This window comes from Sandarakinorhabdus oryzae (assembly GCF_009733735.1).
Classification (GTDB): Bacteria; Pseudomonadota; Alphaproteobacteria; order Sphingomonadales; family Sphingomonadaceae; genus Sandarakinorhabdus; species Sandarakinorhabdus oryzae.
In genome coordinates this window covers 1-20704 of record NZ_WNJP01000038.1, presented here as the reverse complement: position 1 = coordinate 20704, position 20704 = coordinate 1, and the positions used below count along the sequence as shown (strand labels likewise).

The 20704-nt window shown below is 65.7% G+C and carries 21 protein-coding genes and 1 pseudogene; 12 read left to right on the top strand and 10 right to left on the bottom strand.

What is annotated here, in order from left to right; genetic code table 11:
* Window positions 1-806: DNA polymerase Y family protein (locus GJ693_RS05885; RefSeq protein ID WP_408014544.1), on the bottom strand; the 806-nt coding region annotated here is incomplete at its 3' end.
* Window positions 807-901: 95 nt separating this feature from the next.
* On the opposite strand from GJ693_RS05885, the gene GJ693_RS05880 reads away from it, so the two are divergent.
* Window positions 902-1693, top strand: a complete 792-nt coding sequence (locus tag GJ693_RS05880; RefSeq protein WP_235902676.1) for a queuosine precursor transporter — start codon at window positions 902-904, stop codon at window positions 1691-1693.
* Between the two features lie 14 nt (window positions 1694-1707).
* Here GJ693_RS05880 and GJ693_RS05875 read toward each other — a convergent pair whose 3' ends face one another.
* The 6 genes from GJ693_RS05875 to ubiE form a co-directional block, all read right to left on the bottom strand.
* Complete coding sequence (locus GJ693_RS05875; RefSeq protein ID WP_156255395.1) at window positions 1708-1974, bottom strand: hypothetical protein; 267 nt, start codon at window positions 1972-1974, stop codon at window positions 1708-1710.
* A 255-nt stretch (window positions 1975-2229) separates the two neighbouring features.
* On the bottom strand, window positions 2230-3168 hold the full coding sequence (locus GJ693_RS05870; RefSeq protein ID WP_156255394.1) for an MBL fold metallo-hydrolase: 939 nt from the start codon (window positions 3166-3168) through the stop codon (window positions 2230-2232).
* A gap of 305 nt (window positions 3169-3473) precedes the next feature.
* Window positions 3474-4139 (bottom strand): phosphoribosylformylglycinamidine synthase subunit PurQ, encoded by a 666-nt coding sequence (purQ, locus tag GJ693_RS05865; protein ID WP_156255393.1) that lies wholly within the window; start codon window positions 4137-4139, stop codon window positions 3474-3476.
* Window positions 4136-4366 carry a phosphoribosylformylglycinamidine synthase subunit PurS gene (gene purS, locus GJ693_RS05860; RefSeq protein ID WP_156255392.1) on the bottom strand — a complete coding sequence of 77 codons (231 nt, stop codon included), beginning with the start codon at window positions 4364-4366 and terminating at the stop codon, window positions 4136-4138. The genes purQ and purS overlap by 4 nt, the downstream gene beginning before the upstream one ends.
* A gap of 52 nt (window positions 4367-4418) precedes the next feature.
* Window positions 4419-5909 (bottom strand): AarF/UbiB family protein, encoded by a 1491-nt coding sequence (locus tag GJ693_RS05855; protein ID WP_156255400.1) that lies wholly within the window; start codon window positions 5907-5909, stop codon window positions 4419-4421.
* Between the two features lie 49 nt (window positions 5910-5958).
* Window positions 5959-6690 carry a bifunctional demethylmenaquinone methyltransferase/2-methoxy-6-polyprenyl-1,4-benzoquinol methylase UbiE gene (ubiE, locus tag GJ693_RS05850; RefSeq protein ID WP_156255391.1) on the bottom strand — a complete coding sequence of 244 codons (732 nt, stop codon included), beginning with the start codon at window positions 6688-6690 and terminating at the stop codon, window positions 5959-5961.
* A gap of 72 nt (window positions 6691-6762) precedes the next feature.
* On the opposite strand from ubiE, the gene mutM reads away from it, so the two are divergent.
* From mutM to GJ693_RS05815, 7 genes are all read left to right on the top strand, one after another.
* Window positions 6763-7602, top strand: a complete 840-nt coding sequence (gene mutM, locus GJ693_RS05845; protein WP_156255390.1) for a bifunctional DNA-formamidopyrimidine glycosylase/DNA-(apurinic or apyrimidinic site) lyase — start codon at window positions 6763-6765, stop codon at window positions 7600-7602.
* Between the two features lie 106 nt (window positions 7603-7708).
* Window positions 7709-7978, top strand: a complete 270-nt coding sequence (gene rpsT / locus GJ693_RS05840) for a 30S ribosomal protein S20 (protein WP_026090672.1) — start codon at window positions 7709-7711, stop codon at window positions 7976-7978.
* Between the two features lie 733 nt (window positions 7979-8711).
* On the top strand, window positions 8712-10088 hold the full coding sequence (dnaA, locus tag GJ693_RS05835; RefSeq protein ID WP_156255399.1) for a chromosomal replication initiator protein DnaA: 1377 nt from the start codon (window positions 8712-8714) through the stop codon (window positions 10086-10088).
* A gap of 53 nt (window positions 10089-10141) precedes the next feature.
* Complete coding sequence (locus GJ693_RS05830; protein ID WP_156255389.1) at window positions 10142-11005, top strand: DMT family transporter; 864 nt, start codon at window positions 10142-10144, stop codon at window positions 11003-11005.
* Window positions 11006-11091: 86 nt separating this feature from the next.
* On the top strand, window positions 11092-11871 hold the full coding sequence (locus tag GJ693_RS05825; protein ID WP_156255388.1) for an SDR family NAD(P)-dependent oxidoreductase: 780 nt from the start codon (window positions 11092-11094) through the stop codon (window positions 11869-11871).
* Between the two features lie 428 nt (window positions 11872-12299).
* The gene (locus GJ693_RS05820; protein ID WP_235902672.1) at window positions 12300-13211 is read left to right on the top strand and encodes an SIMPL domain-containing protein; all 912 of its coding nucleotides are present in this window, start codon (window positions 12300-12302) and stop codon (window positions 13209-13211) included.
* 67 nt (window positions 13212-13278) lie between these two features.
* A complete protein-coding gene (locus tag GJ693_RS05815) occupies window positions 13279-13455 on the top strand; it encodes a YegP family protein (protein WP_156255387.1) in 177 nt (58 codons plus the stop codon).
* A gap of 265 nt (window positions 13456-13720) precedes the next feature.
* Here GJ693_RS05815 and GJ693_RS05810 read toward each other — a convergent pair whose 3' ends face one another.
* Window positions 13721-14005 (bottom strand): 4a-hydroxytetrahydrobiopterin dehydratase, encoded by a 285-nt coding sequence (locus tag GJ693_RS05810; RefSeq protein ID WP_156255386.1) that lies wholly within the window; start codon window positions 14003-14005, stop codon window positions 13721-13723.
* Between the two features lie 27 nt (window positions 14006-14032).
* On the opposite strand from GJ693_RS05810, the gene GJ693_RS05805 reads away from it, so the two are divergent.
* A complete protein-coding gene (locus GJ693_RS05805; RefSeq protein ID WP_156255385.1) occupies window positions 14033-14425 on the top strand; it encodes a metallopeptidase family protein in 393 nt (130 codons plus the stop codon).
* Window positions 14426-14623: 198 nt separating this feature from the next.
* Here GJ693_RS05805 and GJ693_RS05800 read toward each other — a convergent pair whose 3' ends face one another.
* Window positions 14624-16960 carry a TonB-dependent receptor gene (locus GJ693_RS05800; protein ID WP_156255384.1) on the bottom strand — a complete coding sequence of 779 codons (2337 nt, stop codon included), beginning with the start codon at window positions 16958-16960 and terminating at the stop codon, window positions 14624-14626.
* A gap of 159 nt (window positions 16961-17119) precedes the next feature.
* Entirely contained in the window at window positions 17120-18205 is a 1086-nt protein-coding gene (locus tag GJ693_RS05795) for a Gfo/Idh/MocA family protein (protein WP_197041988.1), read from the bottom strand.
* Window positions 18206-18234: 29 nt separating this feature from the next.
* On the opposite strand from GJ693_RS05795, the gene GJ693_RS05790 reads away from it, so the two are divergent.
* The 3 genes and pseudogenes from GJ693_RS05790 to GJ693_RS05780 all read left to right on the top strand — a co-directional run.
* The gene (locus GJ693_RS05790) at window positions 18235-19170 is read left to right on the top strand and encodes an aldo/keto reductase (protein WP_156255383.1); all 936 of its coding nucleotides are present in this window, start codon (window positions 18235-18237) and stop codon (window positions 19168-19170) included.
* A complete protein-coding gene (locus GJ693_RS05785) occupies window positions 19167-20225 on the top strand; it encodes an LLM class flavin-dependent oxidoreductase (protein WP_156255382.1) in 1059 nt (352 codons plus the stop codon). The genes GJ693_RS05790 and GJ693_RS05785 overlap by 4 nt, the downstream gene beginning before the upstream one ends.
* Window positions 20226-20380: 155 nt before the next feature.
* Window positions 20381-20704: pseudogene (locus GJ693_RS05780) on the top strand (OB-fold-containig protein); the annotation flags it as partial.

The following is a 20704-nucleotide window of genomic DNA, read 5'->3' as shown; positions in this document are numbered from 1 at the left end:
GCCACCAGCCGCGCCACCGGCAACGGGCGCTTTTCCGGCCCCAGCACGTGGCTGTGGCCGATGCTGCGCTGCTCGGTCGGCACCTCGGCCACCTCGTGGCCGTGCAGCAGCCAGTGCAGCCGTTCGCCCCACACGCTGCCCCACGCCTGCCGGGCCTGGCTCGGGCTCATCGCCAGCAGCTGCGCCATCGACACCAGCCCCGCCGCCGCCAGCCGCTTTTCCATTGCCCGGCCCACACCCGGAATGTCGGACAGCGGCAGCCGCTCCAGCCGGGCGCGGCGCACGTCTTCGGTCAGGATGGTCAGCCCGTCGGGCTTGCGCATATCGGCCGCCATCTTGGCCAGCAGCCGGTTGGAGGCAACGCCAATGGAGGCCGTCAGGCACGCCCCCACATTGGCGGCCAGCCCGGCCTTGATCGCCGTTGCGAGGGCGGCGGCCGCGGCCGGGCTGTTCTCGTTGTCCATCAGGCGGCACGCCACCTCGTCGATGGAACAGACGCTGGTCACCGGCACATGCCGGTTCACCTCGTCGATCACCTTGTGGTGAAAACGCACATATTCATCATGGCGGCCGGGCACGATCACCAGGTCGCGGCACATGGCTTTTGCTTGCCAGATCTTCGTGCCCGTGCGGATACCGAAGGCCTTGGCCTCGTAACTCGCCGCGATTGCGCTGGTGCTGTCGGTCATCACCGGCGCCACCACCACTGGCCGCCCGCGCAAGGCCGGATTCAACTGCTGCTCAACGCTGGCGAAATAGCTGTTGAGGTCCAGATAAAGCCAGCGCAGGGGCAGCGAATCGGTCATTCCCTGCTCATAGCACGAAGAGAACAAAAAAGGAACAGGCGGGCTGCGTCATCCGGCACCTTCCACGCCGGAATTCAGCCTGTATGGTGGCCAGCATGACGCTGGATCCCGAAGACCGCAGCCTGCTGGCCGATGCCGCCGCCCACGAACCCGAAGGCATCCGCGCCGTTTCGGCCGGTGCGCTCGCCGGGCGCCAGCTGCGCTATTATGATTTCTGCATGGCGGCCTTCGCCGTCATCCTGATCTGCTCCAACCTGATTGGCGCCGGAAAACAGGCCGCCATTTCGGTGCCGTGGAGCGCGGAGCCGGTGATCTTCGGCGCCGGCATCCTGTTCTTCCCGCTGGGCTATGTGCTCGGGGACGTGCTCACCGAAGTCTATGGCTATGCCCGCGCCCGCCGCGTGGTGTGGGTGGGCTTTGCGGCGTCCGCCTTCACCGCGCTGATGTGCACTGTGGTGGTTGCCATGCCGCCGGCGCCGGGCTGGAGCGGCCAGGAGACCCTGGCGGCCGTCTTCGGGCAGACGCCGCGCATCTTCCTCGCCTCCATCCTGGCCTTCTGGGCCGGCGAGTTCGCCAACAGCTTCGTGCTGGCGCGCCTAAAGCTGCTCACCCAGGGCCGCTGGCTGTGGACCCGCACCATCGGTTCGACCGTGGTGGGGCAGGGCGTGGACAGCTTGATCTTCTACCCGCTCGCCTTCCTCGGCCAGCCGGACTGGCCGGTGGAGCGAGTGCTGCTCATTGCCGGCACCAACTATGTGCTCAAAGTGCTGTGGGAGGTCTTGCTCACCCCCGTCACCTATGCCGTCGTCGGCTGGTTCAAGCGGGTCGAGGGCCTCGATGTCTATGACACGGGCACCGATTTCACGCCGTTCAAGACGCGGGTTTGAACGCGGTCCTGGCCCTAGAATAACGCGCCGGTGCGCCAACGTCGCCGCTCGGGAGCCGGGCCGGGCTGCACCGCATCGACCAGCATCAGCGCCGCATCCATCACCAGCATCAGCAACAGCGCCAGCGCCGCCACCATCACCACCGCCAGCCAGAAGGGCAGGGTGAACAGGCCAACACCAAGCCGACCGAGGCCGGCCTTCAGATGCGGCCAAGGCAATGTGGGGTGGCTGGACCGGGCTGGGCGCGGCAGCGACTGGCCGGAAATGGCGTGAGCAGGCATGGAGCGGTCTCCCCGCCGGGTGCCAGGGGGCCGGCACCGGCGCACTGCCTTTCTACAATCCGGCCCTTGTCGCATCAATCAGCCGGTCTGACTTTAAGGTTAGTCGATCGTTAACATGGCGACTGGCCGCTGTTGGCCAACGTGCGCATCTCTCTGAAAAGAAACGGGATGTGCAAGAAGCTTCGTTAACGATTCCTCCACCATGAATGCACTTACCGGCCCGATCGCGCTGATTTGGATGAGGTTGCGTGGCCTTCACAAGGCCAGGCGCAGCAGGTCCCGACCGACGATGATCGGGCCGGCAAAGCCCCTGGACGCCGCCGCGCGCCAGTCCTCATCACGCACACTCGCATCGCCGCCCGGCACGAAATGGCTGAGCACCAGCGTCTTCACGCCCGCCGCCGTCGCCAACTCACCGGCCTGCTCCACCGGCGTGTGGCTGGCCAACAGATGCGCCCGCAGGCTCGGCGCGTTGGACTCGGCTTGGATCAGCCGCTCCATCGCCGGCAGATACATCACCTCCTGCACCAGATAATCCGCCCCCCTCGCCAGTTCGATCAGCGCCGGGCACGGCCGCGTGTCGCCCGACCACACCACCGACTTGCCGGCCCAATCGAAGCGATAGGCAAAACTGTCGGTGAGCGGCGGATGCTCCACCCGCGCTGCCGTCACTTTCAACCCCGCGCTGTCCAGCAGCACGATCCTTCCGCTACCCTTGGGCTGCACCTCGGCCACCCTGATCATCTTGCGCAGGTCCGGCCGGCCCTCATCAGCCATGCGCGTCGCGATATCGACATGGGCAAAGCGCAGCCAATCGCGCGCCATCTGCTGCATGCCCCGCGGCCCATGCACCGTCACCGGCGTCGTCAGCGCCCCGCTCCACGCCAGCCACGGCAAGGTGAAGGCATCGGCAACATGATCATTGTGCAGATGGGTGATCCACACATGGCTCAGCGTCTTCAATGGCAATCCCGCCAACACCACCTGCCGCGCCACGCCATTGCCGGCATCGATCACGTGCAGCTGTCCACCGATCATCAACGCCATGCTCGGCGCCGCCCGCAAGGCCTTGGGAGTCGGCCCGCCGCCGGTGCCGAGCAGCACGAGCTGATCGGGAATGGGCTGGGCTGACAGGCGCTGCGACATCAGGGCGGCAGCGCCGGTCATGGCGAGTATCTCTCGGCGCGTGTGCATGGTGAGGCCTCCCGCTTCAGGGTGGGGGAGGGTGCCGACACAGGCAAGAGGTTAGTGGGCCTCCGGCGGGCAGGGTCGCAGACCCTGCACCCGTTCGTTTCCAGGTCGTCTTGCCCAACTCCTTCATGTCATGCTGGCGCAGGCCAGCATCCACCGTGCCGCCAGCACGCCATCACAGCAGCTGGCCCCGGCTTCACGCTGGATGCTGGCCTGCGCCAGCATGACAACGACTTGAAGGAAATGGGCTGTCGAAAGACAAACGGGTGCAGGGTCTGCGACCCTGCCCGCTGGAGGCCAGCCTTTTCTTACCCCAGCGCCGCCTGCACCGCTTCGAACATCCGGCGTCCGTCGGTGCCGCCCTGGGCGTCTTCGATCAGCCGTTCCGGGTGGGGCATCATGCCGAGCACGTTGCCGGCGTCGTTGAGAATGCCGGCGATATCGTGCGCCGAGCCGTTGACGCTTTCGGCGTAGCGGAAGGCGACGCGGCCTTCGCCTTCCAGGCGCGCCAGGGTTTCGGCGTCGGCGAAATAATTGCCGTCATGGTGGGCCACGGGAATGGTGACCGTTTCGCCGGTGGCATAGCGGCTGGTGAAGATCGACTGGCTGTTGGCGACTTCGAGACGGACGTCGCGGCAGACGAAGTTGAGGCCGGCGTTGCGCATCAGTGCGCCGGGCAGCAGCCCGGTTTCGGTGAGCACCTGGAAGCCATTGCAGACGCCGAGCACGGCGCGGCCTTCGCCGGCCGCCTGCACGACAGCCTGCATGACCGGCGAGCGCGCGGCCATGGCGCCGGAGCGAAGATAGTCGCCGTAGGAAAAGCCGCCGGGGATGCCAATGAAATCAAGCCGATCAGGCAGGCTGGTTTCGGCGTGCCACACGAGGGTGGGCGCAATGCCGGTCACCTTGGTGATGGCATCGGCCAGATCCCGATCGCAGTTGGAGCCGGGGAAGACGATGACCGCGGACTTCACGGCATCTCGATCCGGAAATTCTCGATCACCGTGTTGGCGAGCAGCTGGCGGGCCATGGCTTCGACCGTTTCGCGGCTGGTTCCGTCGGCCAGTTCCAGCTCGATGATCTTGCCGGCGCGGACGTCGCCGACCCCGTCAAAACCCAGCCCCTTCAGGGCCGATTCGATGGCCCGGCCCTGCGGGTCGAGCACGCCATTTTTCAGGGTGACGGTGACGGTGGCTTTCATGGGCGCGGCCATAGGCGGAATGGCCAGAAGGTGCAAGCGCGGAGGGTGGGGATCAGCCCAACAGAATCACCACGGCCGCACCTATTCCGGCTGCCAGCAACAACCAGGGCGTGGACCAGCCACCGCTGGCCTTCTCCGGCAGTGGTGGCAGCGGCGCTTGCGGCGGAGCGGCGCCGGGCATGGGATTTTCGGCCACCCATTGGCGGAAGATGCGCGGCAATTGCTTGAGCGCGCGGAAATTGAGCACCAGATTGTCGGCAATCATGGCTTCCGGGCCCATCTCGTCGCGCACCCAGTCGCGCACATAGGGCTCGGCGACTTCCCACATGTTGACATGCGGGTCGATGGTCAGCGCCACGCCTTCGACCATCACCATCGTCTTCTGCAGCAGCAGCAGGTGCGGCTGCACTGGCATGTCGAAGCTGCGGGTGATGGAGAACAAGCCTTCGAGGAGATCGGTGATGGCGATGTCCTTGGCCTGGCGGCCGCGGATCGGCTCGCCGACGGCGCGCAGGGCCGTCGCGAACGCCGCCGGATTGTGGTGCGGCGGCACATAGCCGGCCTCGAAATGGATTTCGGCGACACGGGCATAATTGCCGGTGACGAGGCCATGGAGGATTTCAGCCAGATAGAGCCGGGCGCGGCGGTTGATGCGGCCCATGATGCCGAAATCGATGACGCCGATACGGGCGTGGTCCACACCGTTTCCGGGCGGGATGACGAACAGATTGCCCTGGTGGAGATCGGCGTGGAAAAAGCCCTTGGTGATGGCCTGGGCGAGGAAGCCGTTGACCAGCACGCGGGCCAGCGCCGGCCGGTCGATGTCGAGGGCGGCCAGGGCGGCCCGGTCCGACACTTTCACCCCGTCGATCCAGTCGATCACCAGCATCCGCCTGGTGGAGCGCTGCCAGTCCACCGCCGGCACGACGAAATCGGGCTCGCCGGCCAGGATCTCGCCCAGTTCCGACGCGCTGGCAGCTTCGCGGCGCAGATCAAGTTCGGCCTCGATCCAGCCCTTGAAGGTGGCGATGACGGCGCGCGGCCGCAGCCGGGCAAATTCGCCACCAAGCGCTTCGAGATGGGCGGCGCCCCATTCATAAGTGGCCAGGGCCGAGGCGACGTCTGCCTCGATGCCCGGCCGCAGCAACTTGATGGCGACGCTGCGGCCATCGCTGGTGACGGCCTTGTGGACCTGGGCGATGGACGCTGCGGCGACGGCTTCGGGTTCGATCGACTGAAAGCGGGTTTTCCAGTCGCCGCCACAGGCCGCGTTCAGTACGGGCTCGACCGCGCCGAACGGGGCGGGGGGCAGGGCATCCTGCAGGCGAGCCAGATCGGTGGCGGCCTCGAGCCCGATCAGATCGGGCCGGGTGGCGAGCGCCTGGCCCAGCTTGATGGCTGCCGGGCCGACGGCGGCGAGGCCGGCAGCGAAATCAGGGGTGGCGGGGGCACGGGCCCCCAGCCGGGCAAGGCGGGCCACCAGCCGGACAGCAGTGGGCAACCGCCGGCCCTCAAATGGACGCAGCGCGCCATGGCGGGCCATCCGCCGGCCCCAGACCAGCAGCCGCCACAAGTGAATGAGGGCGATCAATTCAGGCCTTCCATCCCGAATGGATGGCAACAGCACCGCCCAGGATCGGGCGCACCTTCACCTGGGAGAAACCGGCGGTGCGGATCATGGCGGCGAATTCGTCCATCTTGGGAAAGCGCCGGATCGATTCGATCAGATAGCGATAACTATCGGCATCCTTGGCCACCAGTTCGCCAATTCGGGGCACCAGTTTCTCCGAATAGACGTCATAAATCTCGGCAAAGCCGGGCCAGGTGGTGGTCGAGAATTCCAGGCAGAAGAAGCGCCCGCCATAGCGGAGGACGCGGTGCGCTTCCTTCAGCGCGGCCGGAATATCGGTGACGTTGCGGATGCCGAACGCAATGGTGTAAGCATCAAAGCTGTTGTCTGGAAACGACAAAACCTCGGCGTTTTCCTCGCGCCAGATCAGGCTGGTCAGGCCTCGCTCGGCGGCGCGCTCCATGCCCACTTCCAGCATGGCCGGGTTGATATCCGCCACCGTCACATTGGCGCCGGATTTTTCCATGCGAAACGCGATGTCGCCGGTGCCGCCGGCCATGTCGAGAATGTCCTCGCCGGGGCGCGGGTTCACCAGGCGAACGAAATCATCCTTCCACACCCGGTGCATGCCGGCCGACATCAGATCGTTCATGATGTCATAACGCTTGGCCACGGAGCGGAAGACCTCACCCACCCGGCGGGTCTTCTCCTCGGGGGCCACCTCTTCATAGCCGAAGCTGACGGTCTCGCTCATCGTCTGTCCTTTTCGCAGGCGCGGCTTAGCCGAGGCTTGGCGGCCATGCAAACGCCGCCTATGTCGCAAGCCATGCCCGAGCTTCCCGAAGTAGAGACAGTCATGCGCGGCCTCACCCCGGTCTGGGAAGGCCAGCGCTTCACCCGGGTTGTCGCCAACCGGCCCGATCTGCGCCGACCCTTGCCCGAAGCACTGGGCCAGCGGCTGACGGGCGCGACCGTGGTTCGGCTGGGCCGGCGGGCGAAATATGGCCTGGTTGAAACCGACCGCGGCGACACGTTGATCATCCATCTCGGCATGTCAGGGCGAATGCGGGTCGATCCCGACACGCTGGAAAAGCACGACCATGTCGTGTTCGAAACCGGCAACGGCCGGGTGGTGGCGTTCAATGATGCGCGCCGCTTCGGCAGCCTCGATCTGGTGGCGACAGCCGATGCGCCGGCGCACCCGCTGCTGGCCAATATCGGACCAGAGCCGCTGGGGCCGGACTATGGCCTGCCTCTCCTGAAGCGCATCTTTGGCGACCGGCTTGCTCCGGCCAAGGCGATCCTGCTCGATCAGCGGCTGATTGCCGGCCTGGGCAATATCTATGTTTGCGAGGCGCTGTATCGGGCCGGCATCCACCCCGAAACGCCGGGCGGCAATGTCGCGCCGGCACGGTTGAAGCGCCTCGAACCCGCCATACCCCAAGTGCTGGGTGAAGCCATCGCCGCGGGCGGTTCGACCCTGCGCGATCATGCGGCGCCCGATGGCACGCTGGGCTATTTCCAGAAGGAGTTCGCCGTTTATGGCCGCGAAGGGGAGAATTGCCCCACCTGCGCAGCCCGTATCGCCCGCATCGTGCAGTCGGGGCGCTCCAGCTTCTTCTGCCCGGCCTGTCAGCCTGCTCCGCGCCAGCTCGACAAGACTTGACCCCAGGGCTTGACCCCAAGCCGGCCCTCGCTTATGGCGCTCACCTTCTGGCGTGACCCCGCGAGGGGTGGCGCCTGTCCATCATTGATCAGACTTGCAGGAAACCATGGCCAACACGCCCCAGGCTGAAAAGCGCATCCGCCGCAACGACCGCCGCGCCGCGATCAACAAGGCGCGCGTCAGCCGCATCCGCACTTTCGTCAAAAAGGTCGAATCGAGCCTTGCCGCCGGTGATGCCGCTGCCGCTGCCGAAGCGCTGAAGGCTGCCCAGCCGGAAATGATGCGTGGCGTCGCCAAGGGCGTGCTGCACAAGAACACTGTGTCGCGCAAGATCAGCCGCCTGGCCGCCCGCGTGAAGGGCCTGGCCACCGCCTGATCCCGTTCGGTGCCAATTGGCACTGAATCGCGAACCCCAAGAAAATAGGGCGCGGCCAGCAGGCGGCGCCCTTTTTCGTTGGTCGCGACCCGCCACAGCAGCCCGCCCGAGTCGCCAGCTTTGGCCGCTGATTCGCGTTGCTGGGCCGATTCGGCGGCACAAAAGCGGACCGCCTGTCCCCAATGTGGAACAACCGCCCGATTGGCGCGCTGCACAAGCGATTTGATGCAGCGCAAAATTGCCTGCGACAACCATTGCCACGTCATCAAAGCGTCATTGCTCTGACACAAAAAATCCAAGTGCTTAGCGGTTTCACAGGCGCGAACGGGCATCAAGAGCTCCGCGATTCGGCGCGTGATTCCAGATATTTGCGAGGGCCTCCACGGTAAGTCTCCGGAAGTTGTGTCAACAGCTTTATTTGGCTTTGGAACGAAATTGGTCGCTTGCAGGCAAGCATGGCCCCTGCTTATTTGGCCTTCGGTTTGGGCCGGCCGGCGTGATGAACGTCAAGCGGCTCGATCGCAGAATAAGTGATGCAGGCTGTGCCCTGGTTCAGGCGCAGAGGGGCAACTGCGCCCGGCTGTACCCGGCTGGCCGGCATCACGGTGGATGGGTGGTAAATGGGGTCTGCGATGCAGGCTTCAGGGTCAATGCCGGGGGCGGCGGAAGGAAGGGGTGCGTGTCGACGGCTGTTGCATCTGTTGTTTCTTCCGGATTCCAGCCGGTACCGCAGATTGGCGGCGCAGACGTTGACAGCAGCGATCGCGATGTGTGGAGCCGCGTGCGACTGGCGCTCAAGGCCGATGCCGGTGATCACAGTTTCGATGCCTGGCTCGCGCCGCTCGTGCTGCTCGGCTGCGATGGCGACACGCTGCGCCTGGCGGCGCCGTCTGCCTTTGCTGCCGATTGGGTAACCAGCAACTTCAGTGATCTGGTGCGGCGCCACTGGGCGCAGCATCGGCCCGGACTGCGCCGGGTCGTGGTGCTGGCGTGCGCGGCAGGGATGGGCGCCGTACCGGCGGCTGCGTCGGGCGGACCCGCGCCGGTGCTGCCAAAGGTGACGCCGCCTGGGCTGGCTGGCCAGCCGCTGCCGGTCGATGCGCGCTACAGTTTCGAGAATTTCATCGTCGGCAAGTCCAACGAGCTGGCCTACAACGCCGCGCTGGCCATGGCCGAGCCGGGAGCGCCCGGCTTCAACCCGCTGTTCCTGCATGGCACCACCGGGCTGGGCAAAACCCATCTGATGCACGCCATTGGCAACGCCTATCTGGCCCATCACCCCGGTGCCCGCGTGGCCTATCTGTCGGCCGAGAAGTTCATGGTGGAGTTCATGGCCGCGCTGCGCGCCAAGGACACGATCAGCTTCAAGCAGCGACTGCGCTCGGTCGATCTCTTGATGATCGACGATGTGCAGTTCATCGCCGGCAAGGAATCGACCCAGGAAGAATTCTTCCACACGATGAACGAGATCATCGGCGCCGGAAAGCGCCTGGTGATCACCGCGGATCGCAGCCCGCAGAACCTGGAAGGCATCCAGGAACGCATCCTGTCGCGCATGGCCTGGGGCCTGGTGGCCGACATCAACCCGGCCGATTACGAGCTGCGATTGAACATCCTGCACGCCAAGGTGGCCGCCCTGAGCAACCGGGTCGCCGTGCCGGACGACGTGATCGAGTTCCTGGCCCGCAAGATCACCGCCAACGTGCGCGAACTGGAAGGGGCGCTCAACCGCGTCACTGCCTTCGCGCTGCTGGTCGGCAAGCCGATCAGCCTGGAATTCACCCGCGAAACGCTGGCCGATCTGCTGCGCGCCCACGAGAAGAAGCTGACCATCGACGAGATCCAGCGCAAGGTCGCGGACTATTATGGCCTCAAGGTCGCCGATCTCCTGTCGGAACGCCGGGCCCGCGAAGTCGCCCGTCCGCGCCAGATCGCCATGTATCTCGCCAAGAAGATGACGCCGCGTTCGCTGCCCGAGATCGGCCGCCGTTTCGGCAAGCGCGATCACACCACGGTGATGCACGCCGTCAAGAAGGTCGAGCAGCTGCGCGGCGAGGACCGCGAGATCGACAGCGACGTCGCCACCCTGACCCGCCTGCTCGATGGTTGACGTCGGGGGCTGAGGCCCTTTCCAGCCCGGCGCTGACAGCGTAACCGGGCCGTGTGCAACGCCTCGCCCGCTCTGGCCCCTTCTGGTTCATCGCCTCCTGCTTCGCCTTCGCGTCGATGTGGGTGATGATCCGTTACACCGCACAATCGCTGCACAGTTTCGAGATTGTCTTCTTCCGCAATTTCATTGGCCTGCTCTTCCTGGTGCCGATGATGCTGCGCAACCGCGGCCTCATTCGGCTGGACCGGATGAAGGTGCACCTGGGCCGCGCCACCTCGGGCTTCATCGCCACAATGGGCACCTTCTATGCGGTCGCCAACGCGCCGCTCGCCACCACGCTGGCCATCAACTACACGGCGCCGCTGTTCGGCACGCTGGGCGCCGTCATGGTGTTGGGGGAGCGTATCCGCGCCCGGCGCATCGCAGCGCTGGCGGTCGGCTTCGTCGGCATGCTGCTGGTGCTGCGCCCCGGCCATCTGCCGATGACGCCGGGGATTGCCGCCGGCATCATCTCGGCCGTGTCCACCGGCTATTCGATCGTCGCCATGCGCAGCCTGGTGGGCGTTGACGATTCCCGCGCCGTGGCGGCCTGGACCTTCATCCTCACCACCCTTCCCAGCCTGGCGGTCGCCCTGTTCGTGTGGACGCCGCCACCGCCCGCCGTGTGGCCGCTGCTCGCCGGCATTGGCGCGGCCGCTGCCATCGGCCAGCTCACCCTCACCAAGGCCTTCTCGCTGTCAGAGGCCTCGGCGGTGCTGCCGCTCGATTTCGTGCGTTTCGGCCTCATCACCGCGGCCGGCGTCTTCCTGTTCGGCGAGACCTATGATGCGCTCACCCTGGCCGGCGGCGCGCTGATCCTCGCGTCCACCATCTACCTGGCCTGGCGCGAGGCGCAGCTGAAACGCCAGCAGCGTTGACGGGACGGGGCTGACGCTTTGGAAAGGTTGCCGCTGGCCAAGCGGCTGCCCATAAGCACAGCGTCACATCTTTGAGGGAGGTTCACATGAATCTGGAAGGTTGTTCAGCGGTTGTCACCGGCGGCGCGTCGGGCCTGGGCGCCGCCACCGCGCGGCTGCTCACCAGGCACGGCGTCAAGGTCGCCATCTTCGACATGAATGCCGAAAAGGGCGAAGCCATGGCGGCCGAGATCGGCGGCGTGTTCTGCAACGTCAACGTCACCGACGAGGCTTCGGTTGACGCCGGCTTTACCAAGGCCCGCGCCGCCATCGGGCAGGAGCGTATCCTGATCAACTGCGCCGGCACCGGCAACGCCATCAAGACCGCGAGCCGCTCCAAGGAAGACGGCAGCATCAAGCATTTCCCGATCGATGCCTTTGATCGCATCATCCAGATCAACCTGGTCGGCACCTTCCGCTGCATCGCCAAGTCGGCGGCCGGCATGCTGACCCTGCCGCCGCTGGAAAACGGCGAGCGCGGCGCGATCGTCAACACCGCCTCGGTCGCGGCGGAAGACGGCCAGATCGGCCAGGCCGCCTATTCGGCGTCGAAGGGCGGCGTCGTCGGCATGACCCTGCCGATCGCCCGCGACCTGTCGAGCGAAGGCATTCGCGTCAACACCATCCTGCCCGGCATCTTCAACACGCCCTTGTTGCAGGGTGCGCCGGACAATGTGAAGGCGGCGCTGGCGGCGACCGTGCTGTTCCCCAAGCGCCTGGGCGCGCCGGAGGAATATGCGAGCCTCGCGGTGGAGATGTGCCGGAACTCCTATTTCAACGGCGAGGATGTGCGGTTGGATGGCGGGATCAGGATGGCGCCTCGCTGAGCCGGCTGGAAAGAGCGGCGCTATTTCCTGACTCGGCGAAGCGCGGCCAGCGACCGAAAAAGGGCGGTACTCCAACCGCCCTTTTTTGTGTCGTCTGACGGCGTGGCTCTGCCACGCCCCTTCTTCCTTCCTTCTGGCTCTCCAAGCGGACTCGGCGGCTTTGCCGCCGGCCGCGCTCGAAGGTGCCAATTTTCCCTGTCTTTTCAAAGAACAAACCCGAAAAGCGATTTTTGACACTGTTGACGATTCGTGTCGGATTCAGGAAAATTCTCCTTGCGCCTTCCCGCTCCGCCAGAGGACCCCGCGCAGGCGCCAGGATGACAGGCTTTGTCCGTGTAGGACAGCGCATCCACGTCACCCCCCCGTACCACTCCCAGCCGCTGGCGCTGCGCGCCGTCTGCGACTCCCCGCGAGCGGGAGGGGAGCATTTGGCCCATTCATCCCCGCGCAAGCCACCCCGCGTCATCACCTCGGCCATGAACCGCATCCTGCTCCTAGCCGCCCTCATCGCGGCCCCCGCCCTCGCCCAAACCCCGCCGGCCAGCATCGGCCAGCCCTTCATCCCGGCGCCGTGGTGGATGAAGGATCCAGTGATCGCCTCCATGGGCAATGTCCGCACCGAGGTGCCGGCCAACCGCGCGCGCTTTGCGGCCCGCTTCTCCGTGGTGGAAAAGACCGCGGCCGGGGCCACCACGGCGGCGACGGCCAAGGCGAAGGAACTGGATGCGGCGCTGGCCGCGCTCGGCAAGGACCGGGTGCGGCTGACCACCAGCCTTGCGACCCGCCCGCTCTATGACCAGTATCGCCAGAAGGACGGCACGCTGGTCGAGAACCAGCGCGCCGACCAGATCGAATCCTATGAGGTGACGGCGGTGCTCGCCGTCGAGGTGCGTGACACCGAGGTGCTGGAACGCGCCTATCGCCTCGCCGTGGCAGCCCGCCCGTCGGCCATCGACACGCCGTCGTTCAGCCTCGAACCCGAAAATGCGCTCAAGACCTGGCTTTATGAAGCCGCCGTCAAGGATGCCGCCCGCCGGGCCCGGCTGGCCACGGCGGCGGCCGGCAGCCGGCTGGGCATGGTGAAGGTGATCGATCCGTCGGGCGGCGTCTGCCAGACGCAGGTGCTGGCCGGCTGGCCAAGCTATGCCGGCGAAAGCCCGGCGACCGATGTGGAGGCCCCGCGCGAAATGATGGCACGATCCATGGACGTCGCTGCACCGGCGCCACCGTCGCCCGGACTCGAAAAGCTTGCCGGCGACGTGCAGGTGACGCTGCAACCGCCGCTCTATCCGCTGAACGCTCAGGCGTGCGTCATCTACGGCCTGTTGCCGCCCGCCTGAGGACGCCCCGTTGACGCACGGAAAATCGCGTAATAGCTTCGACAACGGTTAGGGGAGGAGAGGCGCAATGGCCCACAAGTTCGAAATCTACAAGGACAAGGCCGGCGAGTTTCGCGTGCGCTTCATGTACAACAGCGAGGTGATGTTCTCGACCCAGGGCTATGCATCCAAGTCCTCGGCCGTGAACGCCATCGAGTCGATCAAGAAGAATGGCCCCGGCGCCCCGACCGTCGAGGCCGAGTGAGGCCGAGCAACAAAGGCTTGGCCGAGTGAGGCTGGGCTGCAAGCAGCTTGGCCGCAAGCATAGCCGGGCCAGTTGATCCGGTGAGCTTGCACCAGGGCAGGGGCGGTACCGCAAGGTGCCGCCCTTCCTTTTTGCGCCTCGATTGATCTTCCGATTTGAGCGATCGTCGCCCCGGACTTGATCCGGGGCCCCGCTTGTTTCTGCGCCAGGGCAGCGGGGCCCCGTGTCAAGCACGGGGCGACGAGCCTGATTGGTGCAATCCAGCCTAACCCACCAGCGCGTCGATCGCCTTGGCCAGCCTGACATCACGCTCCGACAGGCCGCCGGCATCATGGGTGGTCAGCGCGATATCCACCTTGTTGTAAACATTGAACCATTCCGGGTGATGGTCCTGCGCTTCGGCCAGCAGCGCCACCCGGTTCATGAAGCCCCAGGCCTGGCTGAAATCGCGGAAGCGATAGCTGCGCTTGAGATGCTCGCCATCGATGCGCCAGCCGGGCACGTCGGCGGCCAGCGACGCCCGGGCATAATCATCCAGTTTCTCGACCATGGTGCTGCCTTGTCCTATGGATGGGCCATGTTGATGCCGCCAAGCCTTGCCGATATCGAAACCCTGGCACAAGCCGCTGTGGAACGACTGCCTGAACTGTTTCGGCGGCACCTCGGTTCCATCATCCTGAAGGTGGAAGATTTTCCCGACGAAACGGTGATGGCCGAGATGCAGCTGGAGACCGAGTGGGACCTGCTCGGCCTCTACTGGGGCCGCCATGTCGGCATGAAAGGCGACGTGCCGTCCGGCGCCTTGCCTGACATGATCTTCCTCTATCGCCGGCCACTGCTCGACGTGTGGGCGGAAAGCGGCGAGTCGCTGGAAGCGCTGGTCACCCACGTGCTGGTGCACGAGGTGGGGCATCATTTCGGGCTGAGTGATGCAGCGATGGAGGCGATCGAGGACGCGGCGGGGGAGTAGGCGCTGTGGCCACGGCCGGCGGCGGGGCCGCCGAGTCCGTTTCGGGTGCCGAAGGAAAAAGTCAGAAAGAAAGAGCGCGGCGGAGCCGCGCCGTCGGACGAGTCAAAAAAGGCGGCCTGTTGGGGCCGCCTTTTTCGCTCGCCGTCCGATCTGGCCGGAGTCGGCAAATAGCTGCGCTATTTGCGCGCCCGGCTGCGATTAGAAATTCACCCGGCCCGTCACCCCGAAGTAACGATCCGCCTCACGCGGGATCAGGTAGCGGAAACTGCCGCCCGGACCGCCGTTGGTGATCTGCGCCGGGAAGCTGGTGTCGAACAGGTTCTTGACCAGGAAGGTCAGGCGGAACTTGTCGTTCTTCTCGACGATGGCGAACTGCAGGTCGACCAGGCTGTAGGCCTTGATGGTGCCGGCGGCGCGGACGGCGGCGCTGGCGTCAAACAGGCTGAGCTGGCTCGACTGGGTGGAAACGTTGCCCGACAGCGCGAAGTCCACCGGCAGGCCGGTGCGATAGCGATAGTCGAGGCCAACGCTGCCCTTCCACTTCGGCGCGAAGCCGAGTGGCGTGCCGGCCGGAATCACGGCCGCACCGGGTGGCGCCCGGAAGGCGTCGACATGGGCATCGGTATAGGCAAGGCCGCCCGTGATGTTGAGGTCCTTCACCGGGCGAAGGGCAAAGTCCATTTCCACACCGCGGGTCGAGACATCGCCGGCGTTGGTGAAGCGCGTGACCACCACGCCCGCAACCAGATCGGGATTGTTGGCCTGGAAATTCTTGTACTTGGCGTAGAAGGCCGCGAGGTTCAGCGTCAGCTTGCCGCCGAACAGCGTGTTCTTCAGGCCCACTTCGAAGCTGTCACCGGTTTCGGCTTCGATCACGTTGGTGCCGGTCGGGTTCAGGTTGAAGAAGATGTTGTAGGCCGGGCCCTTGTAGCCGCGAGTGTAGGACCCATAGCCCATGACATCATCACTGAAGTCATATTGCAGGCCGACCTTGCCCGACAGGTTGGTGGCGCTGGTGCTGGTCTGGAACGGCACGCCGTTGCTGGCCGCAGCATTGCCGTTGTTCTGGCCAAAGGACGAGGTGTCATACACGCCCTGATCGAAGTTGCGGTTGATGCCCGGCAGGCCGCCAACGTTGGGCGTGGCGACACGGCTGTGGAACACCGACAGCTGATCTGCCGTCAGCCGCAGCCCGACGATGCCGCGCAGGCGATCGCTGAAGTTGATCGTGCCCTGGCCGAACAGCGCATAGTTGTCGAACGCCGATCCGAATGTGGCCGAGCCCGACACGGTTTCCGACGGGTAGCCCGGCGAACCGCAGCTGACCAGCGCCAGCGGCTCCGTTGGCGCGGCGCCGCAGCGGATGACCGTGCGGGTGAAGGTGCGCTCGGTCACGGCGCGGCTGAAGAAGCCGCCGAGGACATAGCTGAAGGTCTGGTCCGCCGCCGAAGTCAGCCGCAGTTCCTGGCTGAAGGTGGTGCCGGTCTGCGGGCCATCGTCGTGCAGCTGGTTCAGGCCGGCATAGGCGCCGCCCACCCAGTCGCCATCACGGATCTCGCGGTTGTTGTACTTGCGCCAGGCGGTGATGGAGGTGAGCGTGTGGGTGCCGACTTCGAAATCCAGCTGGGCCGACAGGCCATAGCTTTCTTCCTCGGTGCGGGTCACCAGATTCTGGCGCACGACACGCGTGCCGTCGCCAGCGAAGCTGATGCCGGCCAGCGCCAGGGCGCCAACCCCCGTCGGCTGGGTGCCGATGACTTCGGCGCAGCAATCGTCGTTGGCCTTGCGCCAGTCACCGATCAGGGTCAGCTTCACCGTCTCGGTCAGATTGGCCTCGATGATGCCGCGGACGCCATAACGCTCATAGCCGTTGACACGGCGGTTCACGCCCGGCGCATCGTTGAAGATGTTGCCATCATAGGTGCCATAGAAAGCGGTCCAGCGGCTGCGCACCTGGTCGGAGATCGGCAGATCGATCCCGCCACGCACGCGATATTCGTTGCCGTTGTTGAAGAACCAGCCGCCTTCGGCATAGCCGCCCAGCGTGTCGCCGGGCCGCTTGGAGACGATGTTGACCACACCGGCCGAGGCATTCTTGCCGAACAGCGTGCCCTGCGGGCCGCGCAGCACTTCGATGCGTTCGATGTCGACGAGGTCGGAAAAGGCTTCACCGGCGCGGGCCAGCACGACGCCATCGAGGACGGTCGAGATCGACGGTTCGCCGGCCAGGCTGAAGGTCGCCGTGCCGACGCCGCGGATATAGAGCGACTGGTTGATGCTGGTGCCTGATTTGCGGAAGTTCAGCGTCGGCACCAGATACTGGGCGTTTTCGATGTTGAGCGCGCCCTGGCGCACCAGCGCATCGCCGCCCACCACCGAAACGGCAAGCGGGATGTCCTGCAGCTTTTCACTGCGCTTTTGCGCGGTCACCACGATTTCGGCGGGCTCATCGCTGGCGGCATCGGTCTGCGCAAAGGCCGGCGCGGCGGCAACGGCCAGGATGGCGGCGCTGCTCATCAGAAAGCTGCGGATCATGTCACTCCCCTTCTTGTCCGGACATTGGCCGGCTGTGCCCGCCAGTTGGCGGCGGGCGTGTTGTCTTGCCAAGACAGGCTTTCTTGGCCTGCGTCAATCTGGCCTACCGGGTCCACTGCGCGGTTCCGGCCACGCTGTGGCAGCCGAGTCACACTGTTGTCACAGGCCCAGCTCGGCCATCGCCACGGCGCGATGTTCCTTCGCCGAGATCTCGGCGGCAAGGCCGATGGCGACGGCGCGCATGCCGTCGTCGGCCGTCACGATCACCGGGCCGTTCCCGCGCACCGCCGCGGCAAAGTGCCGGTGCTGGAAGAAGGTGGAGCCATGATGCTGCCCAGCCGCCAACGCGTCGGCCGGGGTTTCGACATGCCAGCGTGTCGCCTGCTTGGGGTTCATGAAGCCGACGCGGGGGGAATGGATGATGTCGCCGGCCGGGATCAGCACATCAAGCCGCGCCTGGTCACCGGTGGCGAGGATCTCCTCCTGTTGCTCGGCGCCATCGGCGAACATGCACAGATCCAGCATGGCGCGCACGCCGTTGGCGAAATCGACGACCGTGTAGCTGTTGTCGATGATGTCAGGCGTCTTGCCGTCGTAGCGCTCGTCGCGGTGGTTCACGTCCATCGCGCCGGAGCAATAGACCCGCACCGGCTCCGACTGGACGACATGGCGCATCAGGTCGAAGAAGTGGCAGCATTTTTCCACCATCGTGCCGCCGGTGTTGGCCGAAAAGCGGTTCCAGTCCCCCACCTTCACCAGGAAGGGGAAGCGGTGCTCACGGATGGAGAGCATAGCCAAGCGGCCGACCTTGCCGGCATGGACGAGGGACACGAACTCGCTGACCGGCGGCATGAAGCGATATTCCATCGCGGTCCAGAACGTCCGGTCATAACCCTTCACCGCCGCTGCCACCGCCTTGGCGTCCTCAAGCGTCGTCGCCAGCGGCTTTTCGCACAGGATGTGCAAGCGAGCGTCCATCAGCGGGCCGAGCACGGCGCGGTGGGTGAAATTGGGCGAGGCCACGACAACGGCATCGACGAGGCCAGAGGCTGCCAGCGCCGCCGCATCGGGGAAGCGCGCCACCGCATGGCCGATCGCCTTTTCCGCCCGATCAAGGCAGGCCGGCACCGGATCGGCAATGGCGGTGATGGCGCCGCCGCCCAGCAGCTGGATGTTGGCAACATGCTCCAGCGCCATCATGCCGGTGCCGACAATGCCCCAGCGGATCGTGTCGCTGCTTCCCATCTGCCTGTCCTTCAGTCTATCAAGCCAAAATGTCGCACATCACCCTAAGCCCCAACCGCCGCCCGCTGGGCAAGTCCGAATTTATGGTCAGCCCGCTGGCCTGGGGCATGTGGCGCTTTGCCGGCGATGATGTGGCGGCCGCGCAGGCGCGCTGCGAGGCGGCGTTGGCCGCCGGCATCAATTTCTTCGACACGGCCGATATTTACGGGCCCGACAATGACGAGCCGTTCGGCGCTTCCGAAGCCTTGCTGGGCCGGGTGTTCAAGGCGGCGCCGTCCCTGCGCGGGCAGATCGTGCTGGCGTCCAAGGGCGGCATCCGCATGGGCGTGCCCTACGACTCGTCGCCCGCCTATCTGGTGGAGGCCGTCGATGCCTCACTGAGTCGGCTGGGCATCGAGCGCATCGACCTGTGGCAGATTCATCGGCCGGACATGCTCACCCATTGGGCCGAGGTGGCCGAAACCCTCGATGGTCTGGTGCAGGCCGGCAAGATTGGCGCAGTGGGCGTCTCCAACTTCACCGTGGCGCAATCGAGCGCGCTGAAGAAGCATCTGAAGGCGCCGCTGGTGTCGACCCAGCCAGAATTCTCGGTGCTGGCGCTGCAGCCGCTGTTCGACGGCACGCTCGACTGGGCGATGAAGCATTGCCTCGCCGTGCTGGGCTGGTCGCCGCTGGGCCAGGGCCGGCTGGGCGATGGCGATCCGCGGCCGGGCCGGAAAAGGGAAGAGGATGAGCGCTTGATCCGGGTCAAGGCGGCGCTGGCGGCGCATGGGGCACGGTTCGGGGTGAGCATCGCGGCCACGGCCTATGCCTGGGTGCTGGCGCATCCGGCCGGGATCACGCCGATTGTCGGCAGCCAGAACCCGGCGCGCATTGCCGAGGCCGCCGATGCCTTCAAGGTCACGTTCACGCGGGCGGAATGGTACGCCATCCTGGTCGCCTCGCTTGGGGAAAATCTGCCATGAGCGGTCCAGAAATCAGCTGGTTCTCTGCCCTGTGCGACGATGATTATGAATTTCTCGGCGTGCCCGATCCGGCGCTGCGCTCGAGCTGGGAGCATTGCCGCAACATCGTGCTGACCGCCGAAAAGGGCGGGTTTGACAATATCCTGCTGCCTTCGGGCTACCAGCTCGGCATCGACACCCAGATGTTTGCTGGCGCCATCGCCGCGCTCACAAGCCGGATCCGCCTGCTGATGGCGATCCGCGTCGGCGAGACCTGGCCGCCGCAGCTGGCCCGCGCCATCGCCACGCTGGATCAGATTTTGGGCGGCCGCCTCACCGTCAACATCATCTCGTCGGACATGCCGGGCGAAGTCATGCCGTCAGCGCCGCGCTATGCGCGCACGGTCGAGGTGATGAAGATCCTGAAAACCCTGCTCAATGGCGATGCGCTCGACCACCAGGGTGAGCATTACAAGCTGCAGCTGCCGCCGCCGAACGTGAAGACCGTCTCCGGCAAGTGCCCGCCGCTCTATTTCGGCGGCCTCTCCGAAGACGCCCGCGAAGCCGCTGCCGAAGCCGCCGATGTCTATCTGATGTGGCCCGACACCATGGACAAGGTGAAGGAAGTGGTCGCCGACATGACGACGCGTGCCGCCAAGCGCGGCCGCACGCTGAAGTTCGGCTATCGCGTCCATGTCATCGTGCGCGAGACCGAAGCCGAGGCGCGCGAAGCCGCCGATCACCTGCTCTCCAAGCTCGACGCCGCCACCGGCGACGCCATCCGCGCCAAGTCGCTCGACAGCCAGTCGGTCGGCGTCCAGCGCCAGGCCGAGCTGCGTGACAAGGCCAGCGACGGTTACGTGGAAGACAATCTGTGGACCGGCATCGGCCGGGCACGGTCAGGCTGCGGCGCCGCGCTGGTGGGCGATCCCGATCAGATCGTCGCCAAGCTGCAGGCCTATCAGGCCGCCGGCATGGAGGCCTTCATCCTCTCCGGCTATCCCCACGCCCGCGAAGCCGACCTGTTCAGCCGCCACGTGCTGCCGAAACTGGCGCATGGCCCGCTGCTGATCTGACGGCAGGTTCGCGTGTTGCGTCATGTAACAGTGCAACACGGCTGAAAATGTCGCGCTGAAAATCGGCACGCTGTTGTCCGGTTTCCATTGCAGCGGGTCTTTTCGATCCCTAGATATTGTGCCTGGTTCCTTTCGATTCAGGCGCAACGATTTCCATGCTCGCCCTTCTGCAACCTGCATTGCTGCCGTTCACGGCGGCATTGGGCCTGCTGCTGGCGCTTGCCCTGCTGCAGCTGATCGGCCTTGATGGCGATTTGCCTGGTGGCGGCGATCATGGCGTCGGGGCGGCGCTGGATTGGTTGAACGCTGGCCGCTTGCCCGTGCTGGTGCTGGCCATATTGTTCCTCGCGCTGTTCGCGATTGCCGGCTTTGCCCTGCAGTTCGCCGCCCAGGCGGTGCTGGGCTGGCTGCCGTGGCCGATGGCAGCGGCGGCAGCCACGGCGGCGGCCGTGCCGCTGGTGCGCGGCTGCTCCCGCCCG

Excerpts from the sequence above, each read along its gene's own strand:
- GJ693_RS05855 (WP_156255400.1), bottom strand. The coding sequence starts at position 5,909 with ATGGCCCGCCATGGCGCGCTGCGTCCATTTGAGGGCCGGCGGTTGCCC.
- GJ693_RS05815 (WP_156255387.1), top strand. The coding sequence starts at position 13,279 with ATGGCCCACAAGTTCGAAATCTACAAGGACAAGGCCGGCGAGTTTCGC.
- GJ693_RS05875 (WP_156255395.1), bottom strand. The coding sequence starts at position 1,974 with ATGCCTGCTCACGCCATTTCCGGCCAGTCGCTGCCGCGCCCAGCCCGG.
- GJ693_RS05790 (WP_156255383.1), top strand. The coding sequence starts at position 18,235 with ATGTCGCACATCACCCTAAGCCCCAACCGCCGCCCGCTGGGCAAGTCC.
- GJ693_RS05880 (WP_235902676.1), top strand. The coding sequence starts at position 902 with ATGACGCTGGATCCCGAAGACCGCAGCCTGCTGGCCGATGCCGCCGCC.
- GJ693_RS05825 (WP_156255388.1), top strand. The coding sequence starts at position 11,092 with ATGAATCTGGAAGGTTGTTCAGCGGTTGTCACCGGCGGCGCGTCGGGC.
- GJ693_RS05870 (WP_156255394.1), bottom strand. The coding sequence starts at position 3,168 with ATGCACACGCGCCGAGAGATACTCGCCATGACCGGCGCTGCCGCCCTG.
- GJ693_RS05810 (WP_156255386.1), bottom strand. The coding sequence starts at position 14,005 with ATGGTCGAGAAACTGGATGATTATGCCCGGGCGTCGCTGGCCGCCGAC.
- rpsT (WP_026090672.1), top strand. The coding sequence starts at position 7,709 with ATGGCCAACACGCCCCAGGCTGAAAAGCGCATCCGCCGCAACGACCGC.
- ubiE (WP_156255391.1), bottom strand. The coding sequence starts at position 6,690 with ATGAGCGAGACCGTCAGCTTCGGCTATGAAGAGGTGGCCCCCGAGGAG.
- mutM (WP_156255390.1), top strand. The coding sequence starts at position 6,763 with ATGCCCGAGCTTCCCGAAGTAGAGACAGTCATGCGCGGCCTCACCCCG.
- purS (WP_156255392.1), bottom strand. The coding sequence starts at position 4,366 with ATGAAAGCCACCGTCACCGTCACCCTGAAAAATGGCGTGCTCGACCCG.
- GJ693_RS05800 (WP_156255384.1), bottom strand. The coding sequence starts at position 16,960 with ATGATCCGCAGCTTTCTGATGAGCAGCGCCGCCATCCTGGCCGTTGCC.
- GJ693_RS05785 (WP_156255382.1), top strand. The coding sequence starts at position 19,167 with ATGAGCGGTCCAGAAATCAGCTGGTTCTCTGCCCTGTGCGACGATGAT.
- GJ693_RS05795 (WP_197041988.1), bottom strand. The coding sequence starts at position 18,205 with ATGGGAAGCAGCGACACGATCCGCTGGGGCATTGTCGGCACCGGCATG.
- GJ693_RS05805 (WP_156255385.1), top strand. The coding sequence starts at position 14,033 with ATGTTGATGCCGCCAAGCCTTGCCGATATCGAAACCCTGGCACAAGCC.